Annotated in this window: 16 protein-coding genes; 7 read left to right on the forward strand and 9 right to left on the reverse strand. The window is 40.3% G+C overall.

What is annotated here, in order from left to right; translation table 11 throughout:
* The first annotated feature begins 71 nt into the window (after positions 1–71).
* The 4 genes from LMH66_RS14795 to LMH66_RS14810 all read left to right on the forward strand — a co-directional run bounded on the left by LMH66_RS14795 (position 72) and on the right by LMH66_RS14810 (position 3,511).
* A complete protein-coding gene (locus tag LMH66_RS14795) occupies positions 72–1,895 on the forward strand; it encodes a penicillin-binding protein activator (protein ID WP_229370904.1) in 1,824 nt (607 codons plus the stop codon).
* A 38-nt stretch (positions 1,896–1,933) separates the two neighbouring features.
* Entirely contained in the window at positions 1,934–2,269 is a 336-nt protein-coding gene (locus LMH66_RS14800; protein ID WP_102527687.1) for a YraN family protein, read from the forward strand.
* Between the two features lie 79 nt (positions 2,270–2,348).
* Positions 2,349–2,942: a phosphoheptose isomerase gene (locus LMH66_RS14805; RefSeq protein WP_102527688.1), complete on the forward strand. Its 594-nt coding sequence runs from the start codon at positions 2,349–2,351 to the stop codon at positions 2,940–2,942.
* Complete coding sequence (locus tag LMH66_RS14810; protein WP_229370905.1) at positions 2,939–3,511, forward strand: BON domain-containing protein; 573 nt, start codon at positions 2,939–2,941, stop codon at positions 3,509–3,511. Before LMH66_RS14805 ends, LMH66_RS14810 begins: the two co-directional genes overlap by 4 nt.
* A gap of 101 nt (positions 3,512–3,612) precedes the next feature.
* Here LMH66_RS14810 and LMH66_RS14815 read toward each other — a convergent pair whose 3' ends face one another.
* Positions 3,613–4,485, reverse strand: a complete 873-nt coding sequence (locus LMH66_RS14815; protein WP_229370906.1) for a DMT family transporter — start codon at positions 4,483–4,485, stop codon at positions 3,613–3,615.
* 163 nt (positions 4,486–4,648) lie between these two features.
* Between LMH66_RS14815 and LMH66_RS14820 the strand changes: the two genes are divergently transcribed.
* The gene (locus tag LMH66_RS14820) at positions 4,649–5,557 is read left to right on the forward strand and encodes a LysR substrate-binding domain-containing protein (RefSeq protein WP_229370907.1); all 909 of its coding nucleotides are present in this window, start codon (positions 4,649–4,651) and stop codon (positions 5,555–5,557) included.
* Positions 5,558–5,616: 59 nt separating this feature from the next.
* Here the strand turns inward: LMH66_RS14820 and trpS are convergent, their stop codons facing one another.
* From trpS to rpe, 3 genes are read right to left on the reverse strand one after another with little or no spacing between them, the layout of a single operon-like run.
* Complete coding sequence (gene trpS / locus LMH66_RS14825; RefSeq protein ID WP_229370908.1) at positions 5,617–6,618, reverse strand: tryptophan--tRNA ligase; 1,002 nt, start codon at positions 6,616–6,618, stop codon at positions 5,617–5,619.
* 34 nt (positions 6,619–6,652) lie between these two features.
* On the reverse strand, positions 6,653–7,381 hold the full coding sequence (locus LMH66_RS14830) for a phosphoglycolate phosphatase (RefSeq protein WP_229370909.1): 729 nt from the start codon (positions 7,379–7,381) through the stop codon (positions 6,653–6,655).
* 2 nt (positions 7,382–7,383) lie between these two features.
* Positions 7,384–8,058 (reverse strand): ribulose-phosphate 3-epimerase, encoded by a 675-nt coding sequence (rpe, locus tag LMH66_RS14835; protein WP_229370910.1) that lies wholly within the window; start codon positions 8,056–8,058, stop codon positions 7,384–7,386.
* 308 nt (positions 8,059–8,366) lie between these two features.
* On the opposite strand from rpe, the gene LMH66_RS14840 reads away from it, so the two are divergent.
* Together LMH66_RS14840 and LMH66_RS14845 are read left to right on the forward strand one after the other, a co-directional pair.
* Positions 8,367–8,735, forward strand: coding sequence for a hypothetical protein (locus LMH66_RS14840; protein WP_229370911.1), 369 nt, complete (start codon positions 8,367–8,369; stop codon positions 8,733–8,735).
* Positions 8,735–8,917, forward strand: a complete 183-nt coding sequence (locus LMH66_RS14845; protein ID WP_102527694.1) for a DUF2970 domain-containing protein — start codon at positions 8,735–8,737, stop codon at positions 8,915–8,917. Before LMH66_RS14840 ends, LMH66_RS14845 begins: the two co-directional genes overlap by 1 nt.
* A gap of 64 nt (positions 8,918–8,981) precedes the next feature.
* Here the strand turns inward: LMH66_RS14845 and LMH66_RS14850 are convergent, their stop codons facing one another.
* From LMH66_RS14850 to LMH66_RS14870, 5 genes are all read right to left on the reverse strand, one after another.
* The gene (locus tag LMH66_RS14850) at positions 8,982–9,821 is read right to left on the reverse strand and encodes a Dam family site-specific DNA-(adenine-N6)-methyltransferase (protein WP_229370913.1); all 840 of its coding nucleotides are present in this window, start codon (positions 9,819–9,821) and stop codon (positions 8,982–8,984) included.
* A gap of 98 nt (positions 9,822–9,919) precedes the next feature.
* Complete coding sequence (locus LMH66_RS14855) at positions 9,920–11,392, reverse strand: ATP-binding protein (protein WP_229370915.1); 1,473 nt, start codon at positions 11,390–11,392, stop codon at positions 9,920–9,922.
* Positions 11,393–11,437: 45 nt separating this feature from the next.
* Positions 11,438–12,514: a 3-dehydroquinate synthase gene (aroB, locus tag LMH66_RS14860; protein ID WP_229370917.1), complete on the reverse strand. Its 1,077-nt coding sequence runs from the start codon at positions 12,512–12,514 to the stop codon at positions 11,438–11,440.
* 8 nt (positions 12,515–12,522) lie between these two features.
* Positions 12,523–13,038 (reverse strand): shikimate kinase AroK, encoded by a 516-nt coding sequence (aroK, locus tag LMH66_RS14865; RefSeq protein ID WP_102527698.1) that lies wholly within the window; start codon positions 13,036–13,038, stop codon positions 12,523–12,525.
* A 299-nt stretch (positions 13,039–13,337) separates the two neighbouring features.
* Positions 13,338–15,386, reverse strand: coding sequence for a type IV pilus secretin PilQ (locus LMH66_RS14870; RefSeq protein ID WP_229370919.1), 2,049 nt, complete (start codon positions 15,384–15,386; stop codon positions 13,338–13,340).
* Positions 15,387–15,400 lie beyond the last annotated feature (14 nt).

A 15,400-nucleotide genomic window follows, 5' to 3' on the forward strand; every position in this document is an offset into this window, starting at 1 on the left:
TATCATCAAGACTTTCGCCAAGTGAAAGAGCAGGTTAAACTAGAGACAGCATCTTACCAGAGTGAAGCCCTGTGTTAAAAAGACTGATTACAACAAAATTCGTTTTCGCAGCTATTTTATCGACAGTATTAGTGGGTTGTGCAACTCAAACTACTGAAAATAAACAGGCTATTGATAGTTCATTGGCATCCGTGACGCAATCGGCCAATGTCTATTTATCTGCAGCCAGTAACGCTAAACAGCCACAAGAGCGTGACAAATACCTGTTATTAGCCGCGCATGCTTACATTAATGAAGCCAATGTGAGTGCTGCAGATAAGTTACTTGTCTCGATGAAGCCTCAATTACAGCCTGAGCCAACACTGCAAGCAGAATGGTTGTACCTTTCTGCACGCGTGGCTGAGCAAACTCGCTCTGACGCTGATGCCCTATCAATTCTCACTTATCCTAATACCTGGAAGCTGCCAGATTGGCAACGTGTGACTTATCATCAATATAAAGCACGTTTGTTTAATCAAACTAAGCAACCAATTGATGAATTAAGACAACTTAGTTCACTGAGCTTGTACTTACCAAAAGAGCAGTCGTTTGAAGTCAACGACACCATTTGGCGTACGTTACAGCCATTGCACGAAGAAACCATTAAGAGCTTTATGCGTGATAACAGTAACCCGACCTTTTCAGGTTGGTTGCAGTTAGCCTACATAGCCAAACACTATGCAGTAGACCCATCACAATTAGTGCGATATTTAGGTGAATGGCAACAAGCCAATCCTAATCATCCCGGTGCGATGAAATTACCGTCTGATTTAGAAAAAGCCTTAAATGCTAAACCGTATAAGCCGCAAAATATTGCTGTGCTTTTGCCATTAACAGGTAGACGAGCTGCTGTGGCAGAGCCAATTAGGCAAGGCATTTTAGCCAGCTATATGGCTGCATTTGATGATCAAATTGAACTTAACTTTTTTGATACTAACCTTGGCGTTGAAACCGCTTATCAAGATGCTTTAGCCGCTGGCGCTGAATTTGTCATTGGCCCGCTTTTACCTAATGCCGTTGAAGAAATGCAAGCACTAAACGAGCAAGAGCTTATGACGGTTCCGCAACTTTATTTGAATCAAACTGAAAATTTCACTCCCAATAGTGATCAGTTTTATTTCGCTCTATCACCAGCTCAAGAAGCCAGTGATGCTGCGCAAAAGCTGTATAACGATGGCATTAGTTTGCCACTGTTATTAGTCAGTAATGACTCAACCGGTAAACGCATGGCTGAAAGCTTTAACAGTAAATGGCTTGAGTTAACCGAAGAAAATGCTGAAATCCATTATTACGATGGCGGCGATCAAATGAAGTTAACCGTGCAAGAAGCCCTAGGCGTTAAAGACAGCCAAGCGCGCATTGCACGAATGAAAGAATTGATAGGGAATAATATCGAAGCAGATTTTCGTTCACGTCGCGATATCGATGCCATTTATATGATTTCTGCCGCAAAAGACCTGGTGCTGCTTAAGCCTTTCTTAGATGTTAATTTTAGCGTTTTTGCTGATCCTGTTGCACTTTATACCACCAGCCGCAGTCGACTCAGTGGTAACTCAACGCAATCGGCACAAGAACTCAATAACCTGATGATCAGTGATATCCCTTGGTTAATGGGCGCCAACACCGAAACCACCATGGTGAATCAACTATGGAGCAATTGGAATAATGGTCAAAAGCGTTTGTATATCATGGGCTATGATTCACTAGAGCTAGTTAGCCGTTTAGCGCAGATGCGTGCTTTCCCAGGTTATCAATTTAATGGCCGCAGTGGCGCGCTTTCTGTTGATCAAAATGGTGTTATTGAGCGAACACTGAGCTGGGGTAAATACCAGCGTGGACAACTTCGTCCGCTATAACAAGCAACTGAATTTAGATGGATATCCGTTAAATACAAATGAGCCAAACTAACGCTGGGCAACAAGCTGAATCATTAGCTCGAACTTACCTTGAACAACAAGGTCTACAGTTTGTGACTCAGAACCAGCGTTATCGTTTTGGTGAAATAGATTTAATCATGCGAGATAAGCAATATTGGGTTTTTATTGAAGTTAAATTTCGCTCTTCAACTCAATTTGGTGGTGCGTTAAATGCATTATCGGCAGGCCAAATATCTCGTATTAGAAAAGCTGCTGAGCAATATTTACAAACTCATAAAATCAATGCCCCATGCCGCTTTGATGTCATTGCCATTAATGGCCAAGACATACAATGGTTACAAGGGTGTTTTTAAATAGACAATTTTAGCTATAATGCTGCCTAGATAGTGATTTAAGCATGATAGCAACACTTTACCGAGTAAGGATTTAACCATGTTAGAACGTATTAAAGACAGCTTCACAGAGTCAATTCAAACTAAAATTGATGCTGCTGAAGCATTACCAGAGTCGATTGAAAAAGCGGCTGAAATGATGGTTCAATGCCTGTTAAGCGGTAACAAGATTCTTGCATGTGGTAATGGCGGTAGCGCTGGCGATGCACAGCATTTCTCAGCAGAATTACTTAACCGCTACGAAATTGAACGCCCACCGTTACCAGCCATTGCTTTAAGCTGTGACACTTCAACGATTACTGCTATCGCCAACGACTATAGCTACGATGAGATTTACTCTAAGCAAATCATGGCACTAGGACAACCTGGTGATATTCTATTGGCGATTTCAACCAGTGGTAACTCTGGTAACGTAATTAAAGCGATGGAAGCAGCTTTAGGTCGCGATATGACTATTGTTGCGTTAACCGGTAAAGATGGCGGCGCAATGGCAGGATTTATGAGTGAAGGCGATGTTGAAGTTCGCGTACCTTCTAACGTGACTGCACGTATTCAGGAAGTTCACTTATTAGTCATTCACTGTTTATGTGACAATATTGACCGCACTCTGTTCCCTCAGGACGAGCAAGCATGATAAAAGCAGTTCTTGCCATTGCAATACTGTTCCTGCTTCAGGGCTGTGCAGGTGTTGTAATGGTTGGTGCTGTTGGCGGTGCAAAAATGGCCAATGATGAGCGTAGTATGTCTACGCAAATCAGTGATACTAATGCCGACTTTAATATCACCAGTGCACTATCAAAACATCAAGATATTAATAGCCAAACCAACATTACTGGTGTGGTGTTAAACAGTAATGTGTTGATGATTGGCCAGTCTCCTAATTCTATGCTCCGCGACAAAGCCGTAAGAGTAGTACAAGAGTTAGAAATTGGCGGTAAGCTGCATAACCAAATTCGTATTGGTAACCCCACTTCATTTACTACACGCAGTAACGATACGTGGATCACTACCAAGGTGAAAACCCGTATGCTGAACGAATCTAAACTAGATGTAACACGAGTAAAAGTAGTGACTGAGAATGGCGAAGTCTTTTTACTGGGTTTAATCGCTCGTGATCAAGCAGATCTAGCTGTAGAAGTGACTCGTAATACTTCTGGGGTGAGAAAGGTGATAAAGGTTTTTGAATATATTGAGCCTGATTAGATGACTCAAAAGTAGCAAACCTCACTCACTTTCTAACAAAAAAATTCATCGCACTCTTGGTCCGATGAATTTTTTTTAGCTGTTGTTAGTTCAAGCAAACGTTAGCTTACTAAAGCTTTAGCTGAACGAGTTGTAAAGTATTTCATTGCAAATGGTATAACTAGGCTGGGTAGCACAATTAAACTAGCACCAACCCAACTTAATGCATCTAACCATTCACCAAACCACAGCCAACCGAAAAAGATGCAAAACAGTAGTCCAGAGTATTCTGCTACAGCAATATCACTGGCTTGGGCATTTTTGTATGCAAAAATACAGCACAGATGATAAGCCAAAATTAAGATGTTGCTAACAATGGATAAACCAATCAGTGACCAAGAAATGTGACCGAAACCTATGCTGCCACCAATGATAACTAACACAGGAATACTTAACAGGTTATAAAGCAGCAATGTCACGATAGGTGAGTCAGTTTGGGGTAATTTTCGTAAGGTAATCTGATTAACAGAAAATGCCACTGCGGCAATTAATACCACCAGCCCAGCCCAACTCATTTCTGACGGCCTAAGTAAAATAATAATTCCCACAAACCCCAGTAAAGTGATCAGCCACTGACTCATACTCACTTGTTCTTTAAGCCAGAAATGGCCTAATACTATGATGATAATAGGCGCGGAGAAAAATAAGGAACTCACTGTTCCTAATGGTAATGACAATAACCCGATCACTAGAGCAATCGAAGTCACAACACCTATGTTTGAGCGAAGTAATTGTAATTTAAAATCTGCGGTGTTTGGTCTGCGAGCTATAAGCCACAAAGGCAGCAGCATTAATACGCAACCTAGCTGGCGTATAAGCAAAAATGTCACCACATCAGCATCTTGTGGTAGCCACTTAATCGATACGTCGTATAAGGCGCTGAAAATATTTCCCAATACTAATATCAATAATGCAACGACGACATGTGGCTTCATGGCTTTCTAAACTCAATTAACAGACAACCTAAATAAGAAAAGCATGATATCTAGCAAGTTTCTGCAACTGAAATGATGTTTCTTACCCATTCATGAGCTAAATTCATAAATATGATTATCGACCATAATTTATTCATCTCTATTATTTCTGAGTGGTACGACAATGAGAAAGCTTCCTCCATTGCGGTCTTTACAAGTTTTTGAGTCAGCAGCTCGCTTGCAGCACTTTTCGAAAGCGGCTGATGAGCTTTGTATAACTCAAAGTGCAGTATCACATCAAATTAAGCAGCTTGAGGAGTACTATGGGGAAGTGCTGTTTATTCGTAATACTAGGCAGCTAGAATTAACAGATAAGGGCGCGCTACTGTTTGAACAAGCAGAGATATCATTCAATCAATTAGATGACATCAGTCGGCAAATAGTTGGCAATGAAAACCAACATTTACGTTTAGCTGTCTATAGTTCATTTGCGGTAAAATGGCTCATACCTAGATTAAGTGAATTCCGTCAGCTTCAACCACAAATCGACCTACGTATAGATATGATTGCCGAAGACCCACAGTTAAGCGATAGCGTCGCTGACATGTTTATTTCGGGTCAATCAAACCATAAAGGTTACAGTCACTTCACTTTACATAAAGAATGCTTAATTGCTGTAGCAAGTCCTAAATACATCGCTAAATGGTTAATTAACCCAGCTCATTCCACCCAAGAGTTAAAAAGTTGCTTAGCGAGTGCAGTATTGCTTACTGTTGATGAAGGAGCATTAGGCATTGATTGGCAGCGTTGGTTCGAGGTTAACCACTTAACTCCATCCGTTGAGCAGCAACAACACATTTTCAGCCATGTCTTGCTCGCCATTGAAGCGGCAATTGTTCACCAAGGTATTGCACTCGCTTCTGACTTCATGGTGAAAGATGACATACGCTCAGGGCGATTAATTGCCCTCGATTTACCCGATTTATTAACGGGCTTTAACTTCAACTTTAGCTGTAAACAACGCAGAAAACGCGAACCAGCCATAGCCTGTTTTATTGATTGGTTAAAGACTCAGGCTCAGTCGGGTTTATAAAACAAAAAAGCCAGCATTTATGCTGGCTTGTTTTTACAATTAAAATACTTAGTTAATCGTTAAACGATCATACCGATTTTTTCGTACACTTTTTTAATCGTTTCTTCTGCACGAGCTTGCGCTTTTTCAGCACCAGCTTTAAATACCGCATCAAGGTACTCTTCATCCGCTCTAAACTGACGGAAACGCTCCTGCAGAGGTTCAAGCATTTCAACCACTGCTTCACCTGTAGCCACTTTTAAATGGCCATACATTTTGCCTTCAAAGTCTTTCTCAATAGACTCAATTGACTGACCGTTACAACCTGACATTAGGCTCAATAAGTTTGATACACCCGGTTTTTCGTCAACATCGAAACGAACAACAGGTGGCTCTTCGCTGTCTGTCATCGCTTTTTTAACTTTCTTCATAACCGCTTTAGGATCATCAAGTAAACCAATAACGTTATTACGGTTATCATCTGACTTAGACATTTTTTTGGTTGGCTCTTGCAGTGACATCACCTTAGCGCCCGTTTCTGGAATAAATGGCTCAGGTACTGCAAACGTATCACCATAAGCATTATTAAAACGTGTCGCGATATCACGAGTCAGTTCTAAATGCTGTTTCTGATCTTGGCCTACAGGCACTTCATTTGCTTGATAAAGCAAAATATCAGCTGCCATCAATACAGGGTAATCAAATAAACCCACATTGATGTTATTGGCATGTTTTTGCGACTTGTCTTTAAACTGCGTCATGCGGTTCAGTTCACCCATTTGGGTATAACAATTTAACGCCCAGCTTAATTGCGTGTGCTGCGGCACTTGTGACTGTAGGAACACAGTACTTTTGTCAGGGTCGATACCACAAGCAAGATAAACTGCTAACGTGTCATAACAAGCTGCACGCAGTTTTTCAGGATCTTGTCGTACAGTAATTGCATGTAAATCAACTACACAATAAATACAATCGTGGCTATCTTGCATGTTAACCCACTGACGAAGCGCGCCCATGTAGTTTCCGATACTTAGCTCACCTGATGGTTGAGCACCACTAAACACGATAGGTTTTGCAGTCATTTGTTTTATTGCTCCATTGATCTAGCATTTTGTTTTAGCCGTTAGTGTTAACTGAAGGTAATAAGGCTAAAATCTGATTAAATTGTTCGCATACCGCAGTTGGGCCGCTCAGCCCAATATCTTCACCGTAGTTGTACCCATAGGTCAAGCCTATTGAGCTTACTCCGGCTGCTTTTGCCGCAAATATGTCATTTTTTGAATCCCCAACCATTAATAGTTGTTCGGGTTCAAGTTGCCATTCATTTAAAATATGCGTTAATGGCAGAGGGTCTGGTTTCATTTTATCCAGCGAATCCCCTCCCAAAACCAAACTAAATAATTTATCTATTTCAAACGCCGTTAATAGCGGAACGGTAAACCGATAAGGCTTATTAGTCACGATTGCTAGCGGGTAACCTGAAACTTTAAGGGTGTTTAATGTCTCTAATACACCCACATAAAGCTGACTATGCTTTTGCAAGTGCAGCTGGTAATGCTTCATAAAAACAGGCATTGCAACATCAAGCGCGTCTTCAGAAACTGATGTAGACTCTGCAAAAGAAGGCGATAGTATCTCACTTGCTGTATAAGCATGATGTAATGCACGCAGCATTAATACCCGAGCGCCATTGCCAACCCAGTTTCTAACTTGTTGTTCAGTACAAGTGGAAAGGTTGAGCTCAGCCAATGTGGCCTGCGTTGCCGCAGCCAAATCTGGCACGCTATCGATAAGCGTGCCGTCTAAATCAAAAGCGATGGCTTTAATTTTAGCGAAGTCAGCCATAATTACGCGTCAACTTTAGCCAGTTCACTGCGCATTTCATCAACCACAGTTTTATAATCTGGTTGATTGAAAATAGCCGAACCTGCTACAAACATATCTGCACCTGCAGCTGAGATTTCTGCAATATTATCAACTTTAACACCGCCATCAACTTCAAGACGAATATCAAAACCACTCGCATCGATTTTGGCGCGAACTTGTTTAAGCTTATCTAGCGTTGATGGAATAAATGATTGTCCGCCAAAACCTGGATTAACTGACATCAATAAGATGACATCTAGTTTGTCCATGACATGGTCAAGATAATGCAGTGGTGTACCTGGGTTAAATACTAAACCAGCTTTACAACCTGATTCTTTAATGAGTTGTAGACTGCGGTCTACATGCTCTGATGCTTCAGGATGGAAAGTGATGATAGAAGCGCCGGCTTTGGCAAAATCAGGAATAATACGATCAACTGGCTTCACCATTAAATGCACATCAATATCAGCAGTTATGCCGAAATCACGTAGCGCCTGACAAACCATAGGCCCAATCGTTAAGTTAGGCACATAATGGTTATCCATAACATCAAAGTGAACAACGTCAGCCCCTGCATCTAATACGGCTTGAACATCATCACCTAAACGGGCGAAATCGGCTGATAAAATAGATGGGGCAATCAGAAATGGACGCATAGTCTTCTCGAAGCGATTAAAAGTGGCATTATTTTACCCTCTGCAGAGAAAACGCTCTAGTCACAAACAGTAATAAAACTTTGCTAAGTCAAATAAATGTAAATATTAATAATCTGTAAGTATTAAATTGATCTAGATCACACTCAATGGATGTTCATTAACTAGACAAATTTGCTATAATGCGACTTACGTCACTGTGTCTTTTATGAATATATAGTTTCTGATCTCTACATCTTGTTGGATCGTATACCGTTATTCGAGACATGTTTATTTATTGATTCTGAAAGTATGAGACAAGGATAGCCCTTATGATGTGCAGTCAGCGAAAAATGAACACCCACCAAACTGGTAAGGTGACGTTAAAGCCTGTGTTAAGTATTTTTTCTGCTAGTGCATTAATGTTTGTTGCATACTTTGCAGCATCAGATAGTCGCGACCAACTGCTAGCTGAAAACTGCGCATGTTCAGACACTGCAACCTACAACTCAAGTCTACCGAGCAGCCACCCTAACAACCGTTGTGCAACTCAATCTGATAATGTCAGCTGGGGAAGCTGGGTGACAGGTAATAGCCGCTCAAGTCAATTCCATTTTTTAGACTTGCTCGAACTCCTACATGGTAGCGAAAAAAGCAAACCTATCAGTGATATTCCTGCAAATAATCCAAACACTATTTAATGTCTATTTGGCGAGTATTTACCAGCACTGTAGCCGCATTTTTTGGGGTGCAAACTGAAGATAATCGCCAGCGTGATTTTCAGAAAAATAATTCGCCACTGCCTTTTATCTTTATGGGAATCGCTTTAGCCGCACTAATGATCTTGTCGTTAATCTTTATCGTCAATCAAGTATTAAGCTAAAGACCATAAGCCAAAGAAAGTAAGCCAAAGTTGACCATTCATTATTCTCAAAGCTTGAACGAGATTAATCTATCACTTCTTGATAGTGATGATCATATAGCGCCATGATTTCATCGACTTTCTTACGCGAACTGCCTTTTTGACTGATATTACGCTGCACTGCAATCGAGGCTAACTTTGCGCCGCGATAAAGCTCGCGAGTAAGTGGAATGTCATGATTACTGATCAACACAGGAATATCACGTTCAAGAGCTGTATGACGAGATTGTCTCGCTAAAAGCGCTTGGTCATCAAGACTAAAGCCTGGCCCTACGTATGTTGTAAAGCTAGCAGTTGTTGATAAAGGCGCATATGGTGGGTCGCAATAAATCACATCACCTGCTGTAGACATCTCAAATGCTTGTTCATAACTCACACAGTGAAATGTTGCCTTTTGCGCTTTAATGGAAAAGTAGCGAAGTTCATCTTCTGGGAAATACGGTTTTTTATAAGAACCAAAAGGAACATTAAAACCGCCTTTTCTGTTATAGCGGCATAAGCCATTAAAACCATGTCGGTTCATATAAAGAAAGTAAACTGAACGCTTAAAGGGATCTTTGGTTTGATTAAACTCAGTTCGAATGCGGTAATATTGTTCTTTGTCATTCATTTCAGGTACAAACATCGCTTTCGCTGCTGCAATGTAGGTTTCCGGTTCATTTTTGACAATATTATAAAGATTAATCAGGTCATGATTAATATCGCACAGCAGATACTCTTCATATTCCGTATTTAAAAATACAGATCCTGCACCAACAAAGGGCTCTATTAACCTCTTACCTTGCGGCAAGTGTTTTGCTAGCTCGTCAACGAGTTTAAATTTTCCACCCGCCCACTTAAGAAAGGCTCTATGCTTTTTAGTCATGAATACCAGTTACTAGCAAAATTAAAGCTGATGATTGTACTCTTTTTAATAAGAATAATCATTGTTTGAATCATAGAAACGAATGGCTTTTTAAGCGATTAATTCGATTTGATTTCATATCCCTTAAGATCGCTCCACTTCCTTATCCATGGTGCACTCAAACCCAGATCCTGTTGTAAATTGTCAGATTGTTTTTGAGCCTCTATAACACTATCAAATTGACCAAACAGGACAATATGGCGCTGCTTGAAGTTTGCTTGTACTAATTGCAGTTCGTTTTGCTGTATCTGGCTTAGTTTTGACACGATAGCTTCTAACGATTTGTCATCACGCACACTGGCAATTTGTAAGGTATATCCTGCTCTGTCAGTTAATAAAGCTGAATCTTGTTGTATTGCCACATCAATGCTACTGACTTCAAGCTTATCTCGTTCAACAATAGTGATATCTTCATCAACATCAGCAACTTGAACATCATGATTTACGTTACTGTCCACGTCAGCATCACTCATTGAGAGATGCATATTATTGCTCGCGCTATCCTCTTGTGAAGATAAACCCATTTTGTCAACTGGCTCACTCCCCTCATCATCCAGCGAGGGATTAATAGGAAGCATTGATTCAATAACTTTATCACCCACTAAATTAAAGCCTTGCTTGGATGGTATTTCTTCAGGCTGGATCTTAATAGCAGCAGATACTAATGACAGGCCATAATGATGTATGAACCATTGAGCACGGCTCGTTGGTAGCTGATACTCTGCAAATACGATTTTTGGCTCATTTTCAGCTTGTTGTTCGCTATGAGTTAAATAGATGGCAATGCCTATTCCTGCCATTGCCATAAATACAAATAGTGAGACTAACCAATGCAAGTATTTGGGCCATGACTTTATTTCTTCAGGCTTATCTTCCAAAGCTTTTTTCAGTAAATCGAGAACTTCTGCAGGTGTGCCAAGTTGCTTTTCAATTTGTGCTTGTATTATTTCACGAGGAATAAAGGGAGTTTTATGACTTCTAATTAATAATGTCCGATAAAGCCCTTCACGTTCTGCAAGCGATAATGGTTCCACTTCTACATTCAATAGCAATGATTGCATTGACTCTGTGAGCTCAAGATTGAGTTCAGTTAAAGAATCTGGCTCAATCGTAAAAGTAATTGAAATAGGTTTACCCGCACATTTCAATTGCGTTAGCACTAAACATTCTGCCCATAACTCTCGCGGCATATATTGCGCATCGTCAATAATAATGTGTAACGGCTTAGTTAAACTCGACTGGATCCTCAGCAAAGTGTCTGCCAAGGGTAATGCGTCATCGAAAATGGGCGATGAGATCAATTGAATGAGGATTTTTCGACGAATTTCAGCACTTTCAGCATGCATAGGACAAATAACTAATGCTGAATTATAGTTATCAAGCTCACTTGCGAGGGCTGTCACTAAGGTTGTTTTACCTGAACCTCTTACCCCTGAAACAAGCACAAGTTGCTCGCTATAACTCGCGATATGCTCTAGTCGCTGAACTAACGATTCTTGCGAAGGTAACAAAAGCGTTTGTTGGATATCCACAAGCCCACCATTAGACTTACACTAACGTTTAAACTGCGCTACAACTTAAACTTGACTGATGACTTCTGCGAGCAGTGACTCTTTTACATCAGAGAATACTTCAGCAGTGCCTATTGAAGTCGGTAACACCAAACGAATTTGGCCCGCTAACACTTTTTTATCTCGTCGCATGTGTTTGATATAACTATCAAACGTCATATTTTCAGGCGAAGTTATTGGTAAGTCAAACGCTTGCATTATGCGAGTGACTCTATCAAAGTCGGTTTGCTGAATTAAGCCTAACTTTAATGATGTTAAAGCGGCCATAATCGTGCCAGTTGCTACAGCTTCACCATGCAACCATACGCCATAGCCCATTTCAGCTTCAATCGCATGACCAAATGTATGCCCGAGGTTCAATAACGCTCTAACACCACGTTCAGTTTCATCTTCAGCAACGACATCCGCTTTAATTTGACAACATCTAGCAATGGCATAGGTTAACGCATCTTTATCAAGCGTCTTAAGCGGCTCAACATTTTGCTCTAGCCAGCGAAAAAAGTCAGCATCCCAAATGATACCGTACTTAATGACTTCAGCCATTCCCGCAGCAAACTCTTTTGCAGGTAAAGTTGATAAACAATTGGTGTCAATTAGTACTGATTGAGGTTGATAAAAAGCCCCAATCATATTTTTCCCCAAAGGATGATTCACAGCGGTTTTACCGCCAACAGATGAGTCAACTTGGGACAGCAGTGTTGTGGGGAGCTGTATAAACTCCACACCTCGCTGATAGCAAGATGCAGCAAAGCCAGCCATGTCACCAACGACACCGCCACCTAATGCAACTATCACACAATCACGTGCAAAATTATTTTCTAATAACGCAGAAAATATTAAATCCAAATGCGTGAGATCTTTATATTTCTCACCATCAGGAAGCACAACAACACCCAGTTCACCACAACTGACCATAGCTTGTTGGACTTGTTCTAAGTACAACGGAGCTATAGTGTCATTGGTGACTATGAGTGCTTTTTTACCAGAAAGGTAATCGGAGAGATAAGTATTTTGCTGCAATAAATTCTGGCCAATAAAAATGGGATAACTTCTTATACCTAATTCAACCTGAACTTGTTGCATAAACCTACCTAAAAACCGAGTTGCTCAATGATTTGATTTGCGACTATTTTCGCACTTTGCTCATCTGTCTTAACGATAACGTCTGCAATCTCTTCATATAAAGGATTACGAACATCAGCAAGATTTTCAAGCACTTCGCGTGGATCATCAACCTGTAGTAACGGTCGACGTTTATCACGTTGAGTACGAGCCACTTGCTTATCGATTGTAGTCTCTAGGTATACAACAATACCTCGAGCCGACAAATGATTACGAATGTCTTTACTTTGTACAGATCCGCCGCCAGTAGCTAGGACAATGCCCTGCTTTTCCGACAGGTCGGCGATGACTTGAGCTTCACGTACACGAAAGCCTTCTTCGCCTTCTACGTCAAACACCCAGGCAATATCTGCACCTGTGCGTTGCTCAATCTCGTGATCTGAATCGTGGAAATCTAAATGCAGCATTTGGGCCAAATGGCGACCAATTGTGCTTTTGCCTGCGCCCATTGGGCCTACCAGAAAAATATTGCGTTTTTCAGCCATTATATATACGTCTGAATCTTATATGAAATGTATGCCTTATCGACTTAAACTCAAGCCGACCTATAATTTAACCTTGCTCTAATGAGACTTGACGACGGATTATCTCAGTTATAGGGCTATTGTTGCAAGTCATGTTGATGAATTAAACACAGATTCTTCAAAATAAATCCAGCATGCAAGTTAAAACCCTCAACAGCACAGAATGAGAAGATTAAGCTTTTACTAATGAAATTAATCAGCTACCTAAATTTCAGACAAAAAAAATACCAGCAAAAGCTGGTATTTTTATCAAACTAATTTTAAAGTTTTTCAGTTACAATTTTTGGTGTTACAAAAATAAGTAGTTCTTGACGCTCATTAGTATCTGACGTATTCCTGAATAAGAAACCAACCAAAGGTATGTCACCCAAAACTGGGACTTTACTGACACGACTAATTAGGTTTTGCTGATAAATACCACCAAGTACAATCGTTTCCCCATTATCAACTAATACCTGTGTTCCGATACGTTGTGTATCAATCGATACAGCTTCACCTGTACCAGTTGATACAGTCTCTCCTCGAGTATCTTGAGTAATCTCTAAATCAAGAATAACACGATCATCTGGTGTTATTTGTGGTGTTACACGTAATGATAATACTGCTTTTTTGAATGATACCGTCGTGGCACCACTAGATGCAGACTCAACATATGGAATCTCAACACCTTGCTCTATGTAGGCAGCTTTTTGGTTTGAGGTTGTAATACGCGGGCTAGCAATAATTTCGCCTTTGTTTTCTTGCTCTAAAGCACTTAGCTCTAAATCAAGTACTGTGCCATCTGCCAGTTTCGCAACACTAAATGCAATACTCGCCGCATTGTTCGCAGAAGAAGGTAAATTCACATTTAAGCGATCACTCAATGCAGGAATAACACCTGATACAATATCATTTGCGCCTTCAAGTGAACCTGAAGTGCCTTTATCACCTTGTTGATCTGTGATGCCCCAGCGAATTCCTAAATCTTCTGAAACGTTATCCTTAACAGTCACCATACGAGCTTCAATCAATACTTGTTTAATCGGTATATCAAGAACTTCAACTAAACGATGAATTGTCTCTAAGGACTCAGCAGTATCCTTAACTAATAATGTGTTAGTTCGCTCATCAACAGCAACGCTGCCTCGATTTGATAGCAAGCTTGAATCAGCACTCTTCATCAGTTCTGCAATATCAGTAGCTTTTGCATAGTTAACTTGAATGTACTCAGAATAAAGCGGAGCTAATTCTTTAACTTCTTGTAGGTTTTCTAAGTCTTGTCTCTCTCGAGTTGCCAACTCTTCACTTGGCGCAACCATCAAGATATTACCTTCAATACGCTTATCCAGACCTTTTGTTTGTAAAATTAAGTCTAGCGCCTGATCCCAAGGTACATCATCTAAACGAAGGGTAATGTTGCCCTCAACTGTGTCACTTGTAACTAAGTTAAAATCATTATAATCAGCAATAATCTGTAAAACGGTTCTCACTGAAATATTTTGAAAGTTCAGCGATAAAGAGCGGCCATTATATTTCTTATCTTCTTTAGCTACTGCAGCGCGCTCAACTTTATTAATACTAACTTTAAAAACATTGCCTTCTTGTTTGTAGTTGTAATCGTAGTTGCCATCGACATCAACCATAATACGAGAAGTTAAATCATCTTTAAAAGTTTCAAAACTGGTCACTGGAGTATTAAAGTCTTGTACATCCATGACATACAGATGCTCGTTTTTAATATCTGTATTATAAAGCTTCACTTCTAACTTCGAACCCACTTGGGCAACATTGGCTGCAACCGAACGATTGTTCAAATGTACCAATAAGTCTCCGCCACCCGCTTTGTTACGGCGAAAATCAATAGTATCAATGCCATTAACAAAAGGGTTATCAGCATTATCAGGGCCTGAAGCCGTATCATTGACAGTTAAACGGTAGGTATTGCCAACCACTTTTCCTTGATACGGTTTCACTTCAGTTAAATCGACAACAACATTTAAAGACCCATCGACTTGAGTTGTTTTTAATCCTTCAACACCGACTCTATCAATAGTGATGTCATCTTTTTCAAGGTTTGAAATGCTGTCTTCAAAACTTAAAATGATTTGCGCTGGTGATCCTGATAAATCAACTTCAGGTTTATCAAGCGCGGACTCGAATACAAGTTCTAATTCTAATTGGTGATCGACAACAGAATGGTATTTTACATCCATTAACTTATTGGCGGCTATTGCACTTGGAAGTGCGCCCATCATTAAAACAACACTTAATACTGCTTTAAATAGTGAGACTTTTTTTGTCGATGTTTGCATCGCGGCAGAAGATTTCATTATTCCCTCATCCT

The sequence above is a fragment of the Shewanella sp. 10N.7 genome, assembly GCF_020806285.1.
In the GTDB taxonomy this organism is placed as follows: domain Bacteria; phylum Pseudomonadota; class Gammaproteobacteria; order Enterobacterales; family Shewanellaceae; genus Shewanella; species Shewanella electrodiphila.